We start from the raw sequence: 14,854 nt of genomic DNA on the forward strand, positions 1-14,854 counted from the left end.
CATCTAGCCGCCCATGGCCAACCGCATGCGATGCCCTGCTTCCGGGAAAAGGTAGCGGAAAAAGAACCGCGCAGAGTCTTCCCACTCATCCCCCAGCCCACGCTCGCGGCTGACCCGCGCCGCCCGCAGCCAGGCGTAGCCCAACAGCATCGATGCAGTGGCGTGCAGCAAGTCCACGGCCGCCTCATAGGGCCGCTGCGGCTGGTCGGTCTGCTCCTGGCGCAATTTCTGGAGTGCCTGCTCCCACTCTCCCAGCGACGCCGCCAGAGCCTCAGCCGGACCCTGCAGCGTCGTGCCTTCCCCCCGCTGGCATTCATTTCGTACCTGACTCGCCACCAAGGCTGCGCCCGGCGCCCCGGCCGGTAACAGCTTGCGCAGCAACAGGTCATTGGCCTGAATCTCGTTGGTGCCCTCGTAGATCATGGCGATGCGGCTGTCACGCAAGGTCTGCTCGATGGGGTACTCGCTGCAGTAGCCGTAGCCGCCGAACACTTGCAAGGCCTGACTGGCCAACTGGAAGCCCTGGTCGGTGAAGTAGGCCTTGATCAGCGGCGTCAGCACGGAGGCCAGGGCCAGCGCTTCCATTCGTTGCACAGGCTCCGCCCCCTGCTCGGCGACATCCAGCAGGTGCGCGGCCCAGAATCCGAGCATGCGCATGCCCTGGCTCTGCACCTTCAGCGTCGTCAGGATGCGTTGCATGGCCGGATGGGTGGCAATGGGATCCGCCGCACCGACCGCGTCCGCCGGGCGTGGCACCGCGCGCATCTGCCGGCGCTCCCCGGCATAGGCCACGGCCTGCTGCCTAGCGAACTCAGCGTGTCCCAACCCTTGCAGGCCGACGTGCAAGCGCGCGCCATTCATCATCACGAACATGGCGGCCAGCCCTTTGTGGGGCTCCCCCAGCAGCCAGCCCTTTGCGCGCTCGAAACGCAGGCTGCAAGTAGCGCTGCCCTTGATGCCCATCTTGTGCTCGATGCCATCGCACAAGACGCCGTTAGCCACGCCGCCGACCCGCTTCGGAACCAGGAACAGCGAGATGCCCGCCGTGCCCGCCGGGGCATTCGGCAAACGCGCCAACACCAAATGCAGGATGTCCTCGGTGAGGTCGTGCTCGCCGCCGGAAATGAACAGCTTGTTGCCATCAAGGCGGTAGCTGCTGTCCTCCGCCGGCTCCGCACGGCAACGCAGCAGTCCCACATCGCTTCCGGCCTGGGGCTCGGTCAGGCACATGGTGGGCAGGCATGTGCCGTCGACCAGACCGGGCAGGTACTTGGCCTTGAGCTCATCGTTGGCGAACTGCCTGAGGCACTCATAGGCTCCGTGAGCGATTCCGGGGTACATGGCCCAGGCGTGATTGGCGGCGTAGAGCATTTCCAGCAGGCTGACGTTGAGCAACTGCGGCAACCCCTGCCCTCCCGACTCCGCGGCACAGGCCAGGGACGGCCAGCCTGCCTCCACATAGGCCTGGTAGGCATCGGCGAATCCGTTCGGGGCAAACACCTGACCCGCTTCGTATCGACAGCCATGGCGATCGCCCGGCGCATTGAGGGGCGCCAGGCGTTCCTCAGCGAAGCGCGCGGCCTCCGCCAGCACCTGCGCAGTCAGCGGATAGTCGACTTCGGCGAAGGCCGGCATCCGCTCCCAGTCCTGACGGGCGTCGAGCCAGTGCTCGATGACGAAGCGCATTTCATCCAGCGGCGCTTGGTAGTTCTGCATTGACCAGGTCCTTCAGCGATAGGCGGGGTTTTCCAGCAGCAGGGCCATGCCCTGGCCACCGCCGATGCAGGCGGCAGCGATGCCGTAGCGGGTGTTTCTGACTTTCAGCTGACGCGCCACGCTGTGCACCAGGCGCAAGCCGGTTGCCGCGAGGGGATGGCCGAGGGCAATGGCGCCGCCATGGCGGTTCAGCCGCTGCGGGTCCAGGTCCAGTTCACGCTGCACCGCCAACACCTGGGCGCCCTGTGCCTCGTTGATTTCCAGACTGTCGATGTCCTCGAGCCGGAGGCCAGTACCCTCCAGCAGCAGACGGATCGCCGGGGCCGGGCCAATGCCCATGATCTCCGGCGGCACGCCGACCACGGCGCTGGCACGCAGCAGCGCCAGCGGTGCAATGTTTTCGCGGGCATCGCCCACCAGAGCGGCGGCGGCACCGTCCACCAAGGCGCAGCTGTTGCCGGCCGTCTGCACTGAATCCGGCGTCACCGGTGCCAACGCCGACAGCGCCTCGAAACTGGTTCCGCGCGGGTGACTGTCCCGGGTGATGGTGACCACCTTGCGCGGCAGGTCCAGGCGCCGGGGCTGGTAGCCGGGCAGTTCGAAACAGGCGCTTTCCACCGGCTGGATTTCGTCGTCGAACCAGCCTGCGTCCCGAGCGGCCAGCGCCTTCTGGAAGCTGGCCAGGGCGAAGCGGTCGACTTCCTCCCGACGGATGCCGTAGCGCTGGGCGAGGTTCTGCGCGGTGTCGATCATCGTCTGGCCGATGGCCGGATCCAGCAGCGCTTCCCAGAGGAAATCCTTGAACTGCACCGGCGCGCCGAGGCGGAAGCCGTTGCGGTGCTCGTAACTGGCGATGGGATTGCGCGACATGGACTCGGTCGCCACGCACAGGGCCAAGCGCGCGGTTCCGCGTTCCACCTGCTGCCCGCCCTGGCGCAGCAGTTCCAGGCCCGTACCGCAGATTCGCTGCACTGCCAGGGCGGGCACTTCCAGCGGTACGCCCGCATACAAGCCGATATGTCGCGGCAGCATGTACGCATCGAAGCTGGCCTGGGCCATGCTGCCGGCCAGCACGCTGTCCACTCGCGTCGGCTCGACCGCGGCACGCGCCAGCACGCCCCGGGCGACATGGATGCCCAGGTCGATGGGTGAGACCTGTGCCAGCGGACCGCAATAGTCCACCCAGGGCGTGCGCACAGCGGCGAGGATGGCGACCTGCTCGAAGACTTCGAGCTGCCCCTTCATGCCGCCACCTCGGCCTGCACGCAGAGGGGATGCGCCTGGTGGTACAGGGTGTCGATCAAGGTACTGCGCCGGGCCAGCACCGCGCGCTGGTTGAGCGAGCCCTTATCGGTGATCTCACCGGCATCCAGGCTCGGCGCTTCGGCCATCAGACAGGCCCAGGCGATGTGCGAGGCCAGGCCGGTGGCTTCACGATTGAGGTCATGCAGGAGTCCGCGCAGCCAGTCCTGCACCGCCGGGGCGGCCAGCACTTCTTCCGCCGTCGCGGACCCCGGCAGCCGCGCCAATTCACGGCAGGCGGCCAGGTTGGGAAATACCAGCAGGCCGATGCGCTGGCGGTCGGGCCCCGTGATCACCACGTCCTGCACATAGGGCGCGCCCTGCAGGATCACCCGCGTGCGCAGGGGTCCCACACTGACGAAGACACCGGAGCTGAGCTTGAAGTCCTCGGCAATGCGGCCGTCGAACATCAGCCCCCATTCGGGATGCTCCGGGTCGGCGAAGCGCAGGGCATCGCCGGAGCGATAGAAACCCTCATCGTCGAAGGCCTGTCCGTTGAGATCCGCCTGCTGCCAGTAGCCGGGCATCACATGCGGCCCACGGAAACGCGCTTCGAGCTTGCCATCCACGGGCGCCAGCTTGACCTCGCAGCCCGGCGCCGGCAGCCCGACATAGCCGGCCATCGACAAAGGCCCGGTGGTGAAGGTGCAGGACGGTGCAGTCTCGGTCATGCCCAAGCCCGCCATCATGCGGATGCGCTCGCCGCAATGCTGCTCGGCCACCCGGTCCAGACGGTCCCAGATCGCTTGCCCCAGGCCCGCGCCGGCGAAGAAGAACAATTTGATGCGGTCGAAGAAGACCTCGCGCAGCTCTGCGTCCTGCTCCAGGGCATCGACCAGTTCCTCCCAACCCTTGGGCACGGTGAGGTAGGCCGTGGGAGAGATTTCCTTCAGGTTGCGCAGGGTTTCGTGGAACAGCTGGGGTGTCGGTCGGCCGTCGTCCAGATACAGAGTGCCGCCGTTGTACAACACGATGCCGACGTTGTGACTGCCGCCGAAGGTGTGGTTCCACGGTAGCCAGTCCACCAGTACCGGCGCCTCACGGGCGAACTCGGGAAAGGTCTGCAGGAGCATCTGCTGGTTGGCGCAGAGCATGCGCTGGGTGGTGACCACCGCCTTGGGCAACCGGGTGGAGCCACTCGTGAAGAGGAACTTGGCGATGGTGTCCGGCCCGGTTCTACGGAACGCTGCATTGGCGGCGGCACTGTCCAAAGGCTCCAGCAAACGGGAGAAACGCTGGCTTTCGCGGCCTTCGACGTCACCCTGCACCAGCAGCAACGGCGTCCCGGTCGGCACCACGGCATGGATGGCGCGAGTGAAGGCGGTGCCGTCGGCGGCCATGACCAGTCCCGGTTGCAGCAGCTCAAAGATGTGCCGCAACTTGCCGTAGTCCTTCGCCACCAACGAATAGGCCGGAGAGACCGGGCAGTAGGGAACGCCGATGTACATGGCCGCCAAGGCCAGTTGCAGATGTTCCGTGTCGTTGCCGGAGAGGATCACCAGTGGCCGCTCCGGGCCCAGGTCGTAGCGCAGCAGGTGCGCCGCCAGCAGGCGAACGCGTTGCAGCATCTCGCAGTAGCTGATGCGCTGCCACTGGCCATCAGCGCCACGACGGGCAACAAAGGTCTGTTCACCGCGCACTTCGGCCCAATGCAGCAGGCGGTCCAGCAGCCTTTCCGGCGGCGGCTCCAGCGGTTCCCGTGCCTCCAGATAAAGGCTGCCACCGCGCTCGCTGATGCGCACATCCGGCATGCCCAGAGCCACTTCACGGAAAGCCGTGCCGGCAGGTCGAATGGAGGACTCGTTATTCACTGTTATCACCTCCGGCCGCACCACCGATCATGCCGGGCGCGGCGCATTGCCGGACCCAAGGCCCGGCCTCTCATTGTTGTGGATAACCGCTCAGGCGGTTCAGATCGGGTAGTGCCGGGGGCCGTTCTGCAGCGTGACCCAACGCAGCTGGGTGAAGTGGTCGATGCTGGCGCTGGAGCCGAAGCTGCCGTAGCCGCTGGACTTCACCCCGCCGAAGGGCATCGGCGCCTCGTCGTGCACGGTCGGGCCGTTGATGTGGCAGATGCCCGACTCCACGCGCTGGGCCAGGGCCAGGGCACGGGACACGTCGCGGCTGAAGATGGCCGCTGACAGACCGAACTCGGAGTCGTTGGCGAGGTTCAGCAGCGACTCGTCGCCATCCCCCCGCAGCAGCACCGCCACCGGGCCGAAGGACTCTTCGCGGTACAGGCGCATTTCCGGCGTCACCCGATCCAGCAGCACCGGCTGCATCACGCTGCCGTCGATCTCGCCGCCGGCCAGCAACACCGCCCCCTTGTCCAGAGCGTCCTGCACCAGGGCCATGATGCGTTCGCCGGCGCGAACATCGATCAGCGAACCCAGCGCTGCCTCGCCCGGTAGACCGGCACGCAGGGTGGACACCTTGCGCGCCAGGCGCGCGGCGAAGTCGTCGGCAATACGTTCGTCGACGATCAGCCGCTCGGTGGACATGCAGATCTGCCCCTGGTTGAAGTAGGCACCGAAGGCGGAAGCCGCCACGGCCTGATCCAGGTCGGCGTCATCCAGCACCAGCAGCGGAGCCTTGCCGCCCAGTTCGAGGATTGCCGGCTTCAGATGGCGCGCGGCGAGCTGGCCGATGATGCGCCCGACGTGGGTCGAGCCGGTGAAGTTGACGCGACGCACCGCCGGATTGGCGATCAGCCGTTCGACAATGACCGCCGCATCATCCGGTGCGTTACTGATCACGTTGATCACGCCGTCGCCCAAGCCTGACTCCTGCAACACTTCGCCGATCAGCGCATGCACCGCCGGGCTGTTCTCCGAGGCCTTGAGCACCACGGTATTGCCGCAGGCGAGCGGCATCGCCAGCGCGCGGGTGGCCAGGATGATGGGCGCGTTCCAGGGCGCGATGCCCAGCACCACGCCGCAAGGCTGGCGCAGGGCCATGGCAAAGCTGCCCGGCACGTCCGAAGGGATCACCTCGCCTTTGATCTGGGTGGTCATGCCGGCGGCATCGCGCAGCATGTTGGCCGCCAGCTTCACGTTGAAGCCGTACCAGCCGGCGGTCGCACCGGTCTCCGCCGCCATGGCCATGAAACGGTCGCTGCGTGCCTCCATCAACCGCGCCGCTTCCAGCAAACGCGAGCGGCGCTCGGCCGGCCCCAGCGCAGCCCAGGCCGGAAAAGCCCGCTGCGCGGCAGCCACGGCAGCGTCGGCGTCTTCCAGGGTGGCGGCAGCCACGCGACTGACAATTTCACCGGTGAACGGGCTGTGGCGCTCGAACACCGCGCCGTTGGAGGCGGGGCGGGCGACACCACCGATCAGCAGAGGCACTTCAAACATTCCGGCATTCCTCATTCTTGTTCTGGATTCGACACCGGGACCGGGCAGGTCCGGTCGCCGGTGTCCGGTGGTTCAGCGGCGGTAGGCTTCCAGGCCCGGCTTGATGCTCTTGTCATCGAGGAACTGTTTCAAGCCCTGGGCGCGGCCGCCTTCAGGGTCGCGTTGCTGGGCCTGGTCAAGCTTGGCGTAGAGGTAGTCCTCGCCCTGCTCCCAGGTCAGTTCGCGGCAACGCTTGAAGCCATGCTTCGCCGCACGCAACACCACCGGGTTCTTGTCTAGCAGGTCGTTCGCCAACTCGATGACCGCATCGCGCAACTCCGCCAGCGGCACGCTGCGATTCACCAGGCCCATCTGCGCGGCCTTGGGACCTTCGAAGGTCTTGCCGGTCATGATGTAGTACAGCGACTCGCGATGGCCCACGGTGTCGGCCATGGCCTTGCTCACCAGGTTGCCCGGCGGGATGCCCCAGTTGATTTCGGACAGGCCGAAGGTGGCCTCGTCGGCACAGATGGCCAGGTCACAGGCCACCAGCGGGCTGAAGCCGCCGCCGAAGCACCAGCCGTTGACCATGGCGATGGTGGGCTTGCTGTACATGCGCAGGCGCTTCCACTGCCATTCGGAGGCCTCGCGGCGAATCTTTTCCTGGAAAACTTCCGGTGCGGCGTCCACTTCACGGAAGTACTCCTTCAGGTCCATGCCGGCGGTCCAGGCGCTGCCGGCACCGGTCAGAACCAGCACACCGGCTTCCGGATCCTGCTCGACCACGTCGAGGATCTCGATCATCTCGCGGTTGAGCGTGGGGCTCATGGCGTTGCGCTTTTCCGGGCGGTTGAAGGTGACCCAGGCGATGCCCTGCTCGACGTTGACGGTCACGGTCTGCCAGCGGTTTTCGTACTTGTTCATGTCACACACCTGCTTGTTGTGGTTGGGCTCAACGGTATGCGGCCCAAATAGTTATGTCAATTAACTAATAATCCGGAGTGTTCGTTAATCGGACCTATTTCTCAGGTCATGGAGAAGTGAACGGTTACTCTGGTTAAGTTGATTGGTGAGAGGCTTCCATGGCCCGGCGCCCAGAGGCGCCGGGCCGGAACCCGCAAGGGGTCAGGCCGAGGCCAGGGAACGATTGGTGCCCACATTCAGGGCCAGGATGACCGCCGCTGCCACTAGCAGGCCCGGAGCCGCCGCCGTGAGCACGCCAGCAGTACCAGCCCCGGCGGCCAGGATCTTGCCCGCAGCCAGCGGGCCGGTCACCGAACCCAGGCGGCCGATGGCCACTGCGGCACCGACGCCCGTGGCGCGCACCAGCGTGGGGTAGAAGGCCGGAGCCAACGCATAGAGCACCAGTTGCGCAGCCATGACGAAGCCACCGGCGGCAAAACCTGCAGCGATCATGGCCGAGAGGTTGTCGGCCATACCGATGCCCGCCAGCGCCAGCAGCAGGCCGCCATATATGCATAGCACCACAGGCCTGCGACTGTAGCGGTCCAGGAGCACGCCGCCCGCCAGCGAACCGATGGCCCCGCCGATGTTGAACGCCATCTGCACCACACCGGCCTGGGGCTTGCTGAAGCCCAGTTCCAGCAGCAGCGACGGCAGCCAGTTGAGCAGCATGTACATCACCGTCAGGGTGAAGAAGTAGCTGATCCAGAGGGACAGGGTAACGCGGGTGCGCCCATCCCCGCACAGGGCGGTCAGGGTGGAGGGGCGCGCCACGGCGACGCCTTCCTGTTGACGGCTGAAGGCGGTGGATTCCGGGAGCATGGCGACCATCAGCGGCACGATGGCCAGGGGCGCAACACCGCCCACGATGAACACCCATTGCCAGGCTTCGCCAGCAGCCATGGCCACCAGGGCCGCGGTAGCCCCGCCCAGGGGGACGCCGCAATACATGATGCTGATAGCCGTGCTGCGCTGACGCTCTTCCACTGCCTCAGCGCAAAGTGCGATCAGGTTAGGCAGCGCCGCACCCAGTCCGAGACCGGTGAGAAAGCGCGCCATCAGCAGACTGTTCAGGCTGCCGGCGTACGCCGTCCACAGGGAGAAGATGCCGAACAGGACCACGGCGGCCACCAATACCTTCTTGCGACCGATACGGTCGGCGATGCAGCCGCCGAGGAAGGCCCCGGGCAGTAGGCCGATGATGCTGGCGCTGAACATCCAGCCCATCATCGCCTGGTCAAGGTTGAAAGTGGCGCGGATGCCGGCTGCGGCGATACCGGCGGATTGCAGGTCGAGACCTTCGATCAGGGCGACGATGAAGCACAGCAGAATGGTGCGCCGCGATCGGCGGGATGCAGTTTCCATGGGGAACCTCGATTTTATTGTTGTTGTACCGGGCGCCCGTTCATGAAGGCGGCGCCTCGGGCAAAAGATTAACAAACAAAACTAAAAGCGCACTCATTTCTCCTGCCACCACGGAATCAGAATAAAACCCTTTAATATCAATGCATTAATTGGCTTAAACGACTAAAACATGAAATTAGTTAATGCTTTTAACGTTCGATTATCGGCCATTTTGAATTGCTAACAGGGATAAGCAATCCCATGCTGCCGGCGCAACGGCCACCCGCCGGCCGCTCTCACAACAACAAAAAAGGCCTTCCACCATGACCGCACGCTCGCACAGCACGTCGTTCCGTTCCCGGCCCAAATACCAACTGGTCGCCCTCACCGCCGCGGTCATGGCGGCCGGCGCTCAGGCGCAGGGTTTCTTCGAGGACAGCCATGGCACCCTGACCCTGCGCAACTACTACCTGGACCGTGACTACCAGGACGATGGCGCCAAGTCCGAGGCCCGCGAATGGGCTCAGGGCTTCATCCTCAAGCTGCAATCGGGCTTCACTCCGGGTCCCGTGGGCTTCGGCCTCGACGCCACCGGGCTGCTGGGGGTCAAGCTGGATTCCGCACCGGATCGCAGCGGCACCGAACTGCTGCCGGTCTCCGCCAGCAGCGGCCGCGCCGCCAATGAATACTCGCGACTGGGCCTGACCGGGAAGATGAAGATCGACAAGACACTGCTGCAGGCCGGGGATCTGACCCTGGCCCTGCCCTCCGCCCTTTCCAGCCCGTCGCGCCTGCTGCCCCAGACCTTCCGGGGCACCTACCTGCAGTCCAACCAGCTCGACGGGCTGACCCTGCACACGGGCTACGTCGACCGGATCGCCAAGCGCAACTCCACCAACTACGAAGCCATGACCGTCGCCTCGCCCAATGGACGCTTCAATGGCCGGGCCACCACCTCGCACATGGCCTTCGTCGGCGGCGACTACGCTGCCAGCCCGGCCCTCACCCTCAAGGCCCATTACATGGAAGTGGCCGACCTCTACGAACAGGGCTACCTCGGCGCCTTGCACAAGGCACCCGTGGGGCCTGGCACCCTGAGCACCGATGTGCGCGCCTTTTTCAGCGACGAGAACGGCAGTGCCGATGCCGGCAAGGTGGATAACCAGCACCTGTCCCTGCAGTTCGCCTATGGCCTGGGTGGAAACCGATTCACCCTGGGCTACGCCCACCAGTTGGGCGACACCGCAACGCCGTACATTTCCGGTACCGAGTTGATGGGCATCAGCGAAACGACCATGAGTTCCGACTACTTGAACGCCAAGGAACGCATGTGGCAGGCCATCCACGACTACGACTTTGCAGCCGCCGGCATTCCAGGGCTAAGCAGCCGCCTGCGTTATGTGCGGGGTGACCACATCGAGCTGGCCGCCCTGGGGGCGACCGATCGCAAGGAACGAGAGCTGCAATGGGAAATGGGCTACGTGATCCAGAGCGGCCCGCTGCGCAATGTGGGTCTGCGGGTGCGGCAGTCGTTCTACCGCAATGACTTTCCAACCGGCGCAGCCTTCAGGGACGAGAACCAGACGCGGGTGCTGGTCACCTACAGCCTGCCGATCTGGTAGGAAAGAAGCGGCCCGGGATTCCGGGCCGCTTCGTTGACGAACTGACTCCCTCCTGCGGTGGGTCGGTGTCTACTCCCGGTAATCCTCCAGCGGCACGCAAGCGCAGAACAAGTTGCGGTCGCCGAAGACATTGTCCACCCGGTTCACCGTCGGCCAGTACTTGTGGGCGCGGGTGTGGCCGGTCGGGGTGACGGCTTCCTCGATGCTGTAAGGCCGCTCCCAGTGGCCGATGACATCAGCCAGGGTGTGGGGCGCACGCTTGAGCGGGTTGTCCTCGGCCGGCCAGTCGCCCGCCTGCACCTTGGCGATCTCCGCGCGAATGCTCAGCATCGCCTCGATGAAGCGGTCCAGTTCGTGTTTGTTTTCGCTTTCCGTGGGTTCGACCATCAGCGTGCCCGGTACCGGGAAGCTCATGGTCGGCGCATGGAAGCCGTAGTCCATCAAGCGCTTGGCCACGTCCTCCTCGGTGATCCCGGTTTCCGCCTTGAGCGGCCGCAGGTCGAGGATGCATTCATGGGCCACCCGACCGTTCCGCCCGCTGTAGAGCACCGGGTAGGCGTCGCCAAGCTGCCCGGCCAGGTAGTTTGCGTTGAGGATCGCCACTTCGGTGGCATCGGCCAGTTCCGGCCCCATCATGGCGATGTACATCCAGCTGATCGGCAGGATGCTCGCGCTCCCCCAGGGCGCCGCGCTGACCGCGCCATTCTCCGGGTTCGGTCCCTTCAGCTCGATCACCGGGTGGTTGGCGACGAAGGGCGCCAGGTGCGCGCGCACGCCGATCGGTCCCATGCCCGGCCCGCCGCCGCCGTGGGGAATGCAGAAGGTCTTGTGCAGGTTCATATGCGAAACGTCGGCGCCGATATCCGCCGGACGCGCCAGGCCCACCTGGGCGTTGAGGTTGGCGCCATCCATGTACACCTGGCCGCCGTGGCTGTGGATAACCTCGCAGATCTCGCGGATGCCCTCTTCGTACACACCGTGGGTCGAGGGGTAGGTGGCCATCAGGCAGGACAGCTGACCACCGGCGTCCTCGGCCTTGCGCTTGAGGTCTTCCAGGTCGACGTTGCCTTCCTGGTCGCACTCGACGATCACCACCCGCATGCTCGCCATCTGCGCCGAGGCCGGGTTGGTGCCGTGGGCCGAGGCGGGAATCAGGCAGATGTTGCGATGCCCCTCGCCGCGACTCTCGTGGTAGCGGCGGATGGCGAGCAGCCCGGCGTACTCGCCCTGGGCGCCGGAGTTGGGCTGCATGCAGATGGCGTCGAATCCGGTGATGGCGCACAACCAGGCTTCCAGCTCGTCGATCATCAGCCTGTAGCCGAGGGCCTGCGCGCGGGGCGCAAAGGGGTGCAGGTTGGCGAACTCCGGCCAGGTGATGGGGATCATCTCGCTGGTGGCGTTGAGCTTCATGGTGCAGGAGCCCAGCGGGATCATCGCCTGGTTCAGCGCGAGATCCTTGTTCTCCAGTTGCTTGAGGTAGCGCAGCATCTCGGTTTCGCTGTGGTGGGCGTTGAACACCGGGTGATCGAGATAACCGCTGCTGCGCGAGAGCTCCGCCGGAATCCCCGGAACCAGTACCGCCTGGTCCAGCTCGTCGACGGACAGGCCGTGGTCGGCGCCGAGGAAGATGCTGAACAGCTGATTCACGGTTTCCGTCGTGCAGGTTTCATCGAGGCTGACCCCCAGCTTGCCGCGACCGAGGATGCGCAGGTTGACGCGCGCGGCCTTGGCCGACTCGATGATCGCCGTCTGGCTGCCGCCGACATCCAGGGTCAGGGTATCGAAGTAGTACTGGTTGTCGCGCTGGATGCCCCGGCGCGCCAGGCCTTCGGCAAGGATCGCGGTCAGCCGGTGGACCCGCTGGGCGATGCGTTTCAGCCCCTCGGGGCCGTGGTAGACGGCGTAGCAGCTGGCGATATTGGCCAGCAGCACCTGGGCCGTGCAGATGTTGGAGTTGGCCTTCTCGCGGCGGATGTGCTGCTCGCGGGTCTGCAGGGCCATGCGCAGCGCGACGTTGCCGCGGGCGTCCTTGGAGACGCCGATGATCCGACCGGGCATGGCGCGCTTGAAGTCGTCACGGGTGGCGAAGAAGGCCGCGTGTGGGCCGCCGTAGCCCATGGGTACGCCGAAGCGCTGGGCCGAGCCGAATACCACGTCCGCCCCCAGCTCGCCGGGCGGGGTGAGCACCAGCAGGCTGAGCAGGTCGGCGCCGACGCAGGCCAGCGCCTGCTGGCCATGCAGGTGCGCGATGAGCGGGCGCAGGTCGCGGATCTCGCCGTGGGTATCCGGGTACTGCAGCAGCGCGCCGAATACCTGGTGCTGGGCCAGGTTATCCACATGATCCACCACCAGGTCGAAGCCGAAGGCCTGGGCGCGGGTCTGTACCACGGAAATGGTCTGCGGGTGGCAGTCCTCGTCGACGAAGAACAGGTTGCTCTTCGACTTCGCCACACGCTTGGCGAGCGCCATGGCTTCGGCGGCGGCGGTGGCTTCATCGAGCAAGGACGCACTGGCAAGGTCGAGACCGGTGAGGTCGATGGTCAGTTGCTGGAAGTTCAGCAGCGCCTCCAGCCGGCCCTGGGCGATCTCCGGCTGGTAGGGGGTGTAGGCGGTGTACCAGCCGGGGTTTTCCAGCACGTTGCGCAGGATCACCGTGGGGGTGATGGTGCCGTAGTAGCCCATGCCGATCAGGCTGGTCCACAGCTGGTTCTGGTCGGCATAGCCACGCAGCTTGGCCAGGGCCTGTTGTTCGTCCAGCGCCGCCGGCAGATCGAGGGGCCGATTAAGGCGGATCGCCGGCGGCACCGTCTGCACGATCAGCTCATCGAGGCTGTCGAGGCCCATGGCCTCAAGCATGGCCCGCTGCTCCGCTTCGTCCGGCCCCAGGTGGCGACGGAGGAAGGCATCGGGCTGTTGGAGCTGGGACAGCGAGGGCATCTGGGACATGGGACAGAACCTCGTTTGGCCGCATCAAAAAACAAAAAGCCTCGACTAGCGAGGCTTTTTGAAGGATAGCGGGTGAATCAGCTATCGGCGTCGGCGGCTGCCTTGTAGGCGGCGGCATCGAGCAGTTTGTCCAGCTCGGCGACGTTGCTCGGCTTGAGCTTGAAGAACCAGGAGCCGTACGGATCGCTGTTGACGCTCTCGGGGGCATCGCTGACGCCTTCGTTCACGGCGACCACTTCACCGCCGATCGGCGCGTAGATGTCGGAAGCGGCCTTCACCGATTCCACCACGCCAGCTTCCTGACCAGCGGCCAGGGTCTTGCCGACTTCCGGCAGCTCGACGAATACCACGTCGCCCAGGGCTTCCTGGGCATGGTCGGTGATGCCCACGGTAACGCTGCCATCGGCTTCCAGACGGGCCCACTCGTGGCTGGGGGCGTAACGCAGTTCAGCGGGGATGTTGCTCATGTCGAATTCCTCAGAGACTGTGGCGGATGGCCCGCCTGCAAATTTAGATCAAGGCTTTGCCATTGCGCACGAAGTTCGGCCGCACGATGCGTACCGGGAACCACTTGCCGCGGATTTCCACTTCGGCACGCTCGCCGGCGGCCATCGGCAGCCGCGCCATGGCGATGGATTTGTTCAGGGTCGGGGAGAAGCTGCCACTGGTGATCTCGCCCTCGCCCACACCCTCTACCCGTACCACCTGGTGGGCACGCAGCACACCGCGCTCTTCCAGCACCAGGCCGACCAGCTTGCTGGCCACGCCGGCGGCGCGTTCTGCTTCGAGGGCCTGACGGCCGATGAAGTCACGGGTTTCGGGTTCCCAGGCAACGGTCCAGGCCATGTTGGACACCAGCGGAGAGGCCTCTTCGCTCATGTCCTGGCCGTAGAGGTTCATGCCGGCCTCCAGGCGCAGGGTGTCGCGGGCGCCGAGGCCAATGGGGGCGATGCCGGCGCCCACCAGTTCGTTGAAGAAGCTGGCGGCCTGATCGGCGGGGAGCATGATTTCCAGGCCGTCTTCGCCGGTGTAACCGGTACGGGCGACGAACCAGTCGCCTTCAGGCAGGCCCTGGAAAGGTTTCAGTTCGTGGATCAGCGCCGCGCGCTCGGTGCTCACCAGCTCGGCCACCTTGGTGCGGGCGCTGGGGCCCTGGATGGCCAGCACGGCGAGGTCAGCACGTTCGTCGAGCTTGACGTCGAAACCCTGGCTGCTGGCCTGCATCCAGGCCAGGTCCTTGTCGCGGGTGGCGGCGTTGACCACCAGGCGATAGCCGAAGCCGGTGAGGTAGACGATCAGGTCGTCGATCACCCCGCCCTGCTCATTGAGCATGGCACTGTAGAGAGCCTTGCCGGAGGTTTGCAGGCGCTCGACATCGTTGGCCAGCAGGTACTGGAGCCAGACCTTGGCCTGGGCACCGGACACGTCCACCACCGTCATGTGGGAGACATCGAAGACGCCGCAATCGCGACGCACCTGGTGATGCTCCTCAACCTGGGAGCCGTAGTGCAGCGGCATGTCCCAGCCGCCGAAATCGACCATCTTGGCTCCCAGCGCCAGGTGCTGGTCGTGCAATGGAGTGCGCTGTCCCATGGGTTTCTCCTTCCGGGCTTGGCGAGGATGCGGCGG

General features: G+C 65.6%; 10 protein-coding genes. 1 reads left to right on the forward strand and 9 read right to left on the reverse strand.

Translation table 11 applies throughout. The features are described 5' to 3' along the window. Window positions 1-3: 3 nt before the first annotated feature. The 6 genes from E8E91_RS11335 to mhpT all read right to left on the reverse strand — a co-directional run bounded on the left by E8E91_RS11335 (window position 4) and on the right by mhpT (window position 8,678). Entirely contained in the window at window positions 4-1,716 is a 1,713-nt protein-coding gene (locus E8E91_RS11335; RefSeq protein ID WP_280375839.1) for an acyl-CoA dehydrogenase, read from the reverse strand. A gap of 12 nt (window positions 1,717-1,728) precedes the next feature. Further along, entirely contained in the window at window positions 1,729-2,961 is a 1,233-nt protein-coding gene (locus E8E91_RS11340; protein WP_280375840.1) for a thiolase family protein, read from the reverse strand. Then, window positions 2,958-4,769 (reverse strand): feruloyl-CoA synthase, encoded by a 1,812-nt coding sequence (locus tag E8E91_RS11345; RefSeq protein WP_280375928.1) that lies wholly within the window; start codon window positions 4,767-4,769, stop codon window positions 2,958-2,960. Before E8E91_RS11345 ends, E8E91_RS11340 begins: the two co-directional genes overlap by 4 nt. 159 nt (window positions 4,770-4,928) lie before the next feature. Then, window positions 4,929-6,371 (reverse strand): aldehyde dehydrogenase, encoded by a 1,443-nt coding sequence (locus E8E91_RS11350; RefSeq protein WP_280375841.1) that lies wholly within the window; start codon window positions 6,369-6,371, stop codon window positions 4,929-4,931. A 72-nt stretch (window positions 6,372-6,443) separates the two neighbouring features. Next, window positions 6,444-7,274, reverse strand: coding sequence for a p-hydroxycinnamoyl CoA hydratase/lyase (locus tag E8E91_RS11355; protein ID WP_280375842.1), 831 nt, complete (start codon window positions 7,272-7,274; stop codon window positions 6,444-6,446). A gap of 201 nt (window positions 7,275-7,475) precedes the next feature. After that, window positions 7,476-8,678: a 3-(3-hydroxy-phenyl)propionate transporter MhpT gene (gene mhpT / locus E8E91_RS11360; RefSeq protein WP_280375843.1), complete on the reverse strand. Its 1,203-nt coding sequence runs from the start codon at window positions 8,676-8,678 to the stop codon at window positions 7,476-7,478. 377 nt (window positions 8,679-9,055) lie between these two features. Between mhpT and E8E91_RS11365 the strand changes: the two genes are divergently transcribed. Next, complete coding sequence (locus E8E91_RS11365; protein ID WP_280375929.1) at window positions 9,056-10,279, forward strand: OprD family porin; 1,224 nt, start codon at window positions 9,056-9,058, stop codon at window positions 10,277-10,279. Window positions 10,280-10,348: 69 nt separating this feature from the next. Here the strand turns inward: E8E91_RS11365 and gcvP are convergent, their stop codons facing one another. The 3 genes from gcvP to gcvT all read right to left on the reverse strand — a co-directional run bounded on the left by gcvP (window position 10,349) and on the right by gcvT (window position 14,818). Then, complete coding sequence (gene gcvP / locus E8E91_RS11370; protein WP_280375844.1) at window positions 10,349-13,225, reverse strand: aminomethyl-transferring glycine dehydrogenase; 2,877 nt, start codon at window positions 13,223-13,225, stop codon at window positions 10,349-10,351. Between the two features lie 77 nt (window positions 13,226-13,302). After that, entirely contained in the window at window positions 13,303-13,692 is a 390-nt protein-coding gene (gene gcvH, locus E8E91_RS11375) for a glycine cleavage system protein GcvH (RefSeq protein WP_280375845.1), read from the reverse strand. 43 nt (window positions 13,693-13,735) lie between these two features. Next, on the reverse strand, window positions 13,736-14,818 hold the full coding sequence (gene gcvT / locus E8E91_RS11380; RefSeq protein WP_280375846.1) for a glycine cleavage system aminomethyltransferase GcvT: 1,083 nt from the start codon (window positions 14,816-14,818) through the stop codon (window positions 13,736-13,738). Between the last annotated feature and the right edge of the window lie 36 nt (window positions 14,819-14,854).

Origin of the sequence: Pseudomonas sp. BN515 (genome assembly GCF_029873155.1) — a bacterium.
Classification (GTDB): Bacteria; Pseudomonadota; Gammaproteobacteria; order Pseudomonadales; family Pseudomonadaceae; genus Metapseudomonas.

Excerpts from the sequence above, each read along its gene's own strand:
- E8E91_RS11335 (WP_280375839.1), bottom strand. The coding sequence starts at position 1,716 with ATGCAGAACTACCAAGCGCCGCTGGATGAAATGCGCTTCGTCATCGAG.
- E8E91_RS11340 (WP_280375840.1), bottom strand. The coding sequence starts at position 2,961 with ATGAAGGGGCAGCTCGAAGTCTTCGAGCAGGTCGCCATCCTCGCCGCT.
- E8E91_RS11345 (WP_280375928.1), bottom strand. The coding sequence starts at position 4,769 with ATGCCGGATGTGCGCATCAGCGAGCGCGGTGGCAGCCTTTATCTGGAG.
- E8E91_RS11350 (WP_280375841.1), bottom strand. The coding sequence starts at position 6,371 with ATGTTTGAAGTGCCTCTGCTGATCGGTGGTGTCGCCCGCCCCGCCTCC.
- E8E91_RS11355 (WP_280375842.1), bottom strand. The coding sequence starts at position 7,274 with ATGAACAAGTACGAAAACCGCTGGCAGACCGTGACCGTCAACGTCGAG.
- mhpT (WP_280375843.1), bottom strand. The coding sequence starts at position 8,678 with ATGGAAACTGCATCCCGCCGATCGCGGCGCACCATTCTGCTGTGCTTC.
- E8E91_RS11365 (WP_280375929.1), top strand. The coding sequence starts at position 9,056 with ATGGCGGCCGGCGCTCAGGCGCAGGGTTTCTTCGAGGACAGCCATGGC.
- gcvP (WP_280375844.1), bottom strand. The coding sequence starts at position 13,225 with ATGTCCCAGATGCCCTCGCTGTCCCAGCTCCAACAGCCCGATGCCTTC.
- gcvH (WP_280375845.1), bottom strand. The coding sequence starts at position 13,692 with ATGAGCAACATCCCCGCTGAACTGCGTTACGCCCCCAGCCACGAGTGG.
- gcvT (WP_280375846.1), bottom strand. The coding sequence starts at position 14,818 with ATGGGACAGCGCACTCCATTGCACGACCAGCACCTGGCGCTGGGAGCC.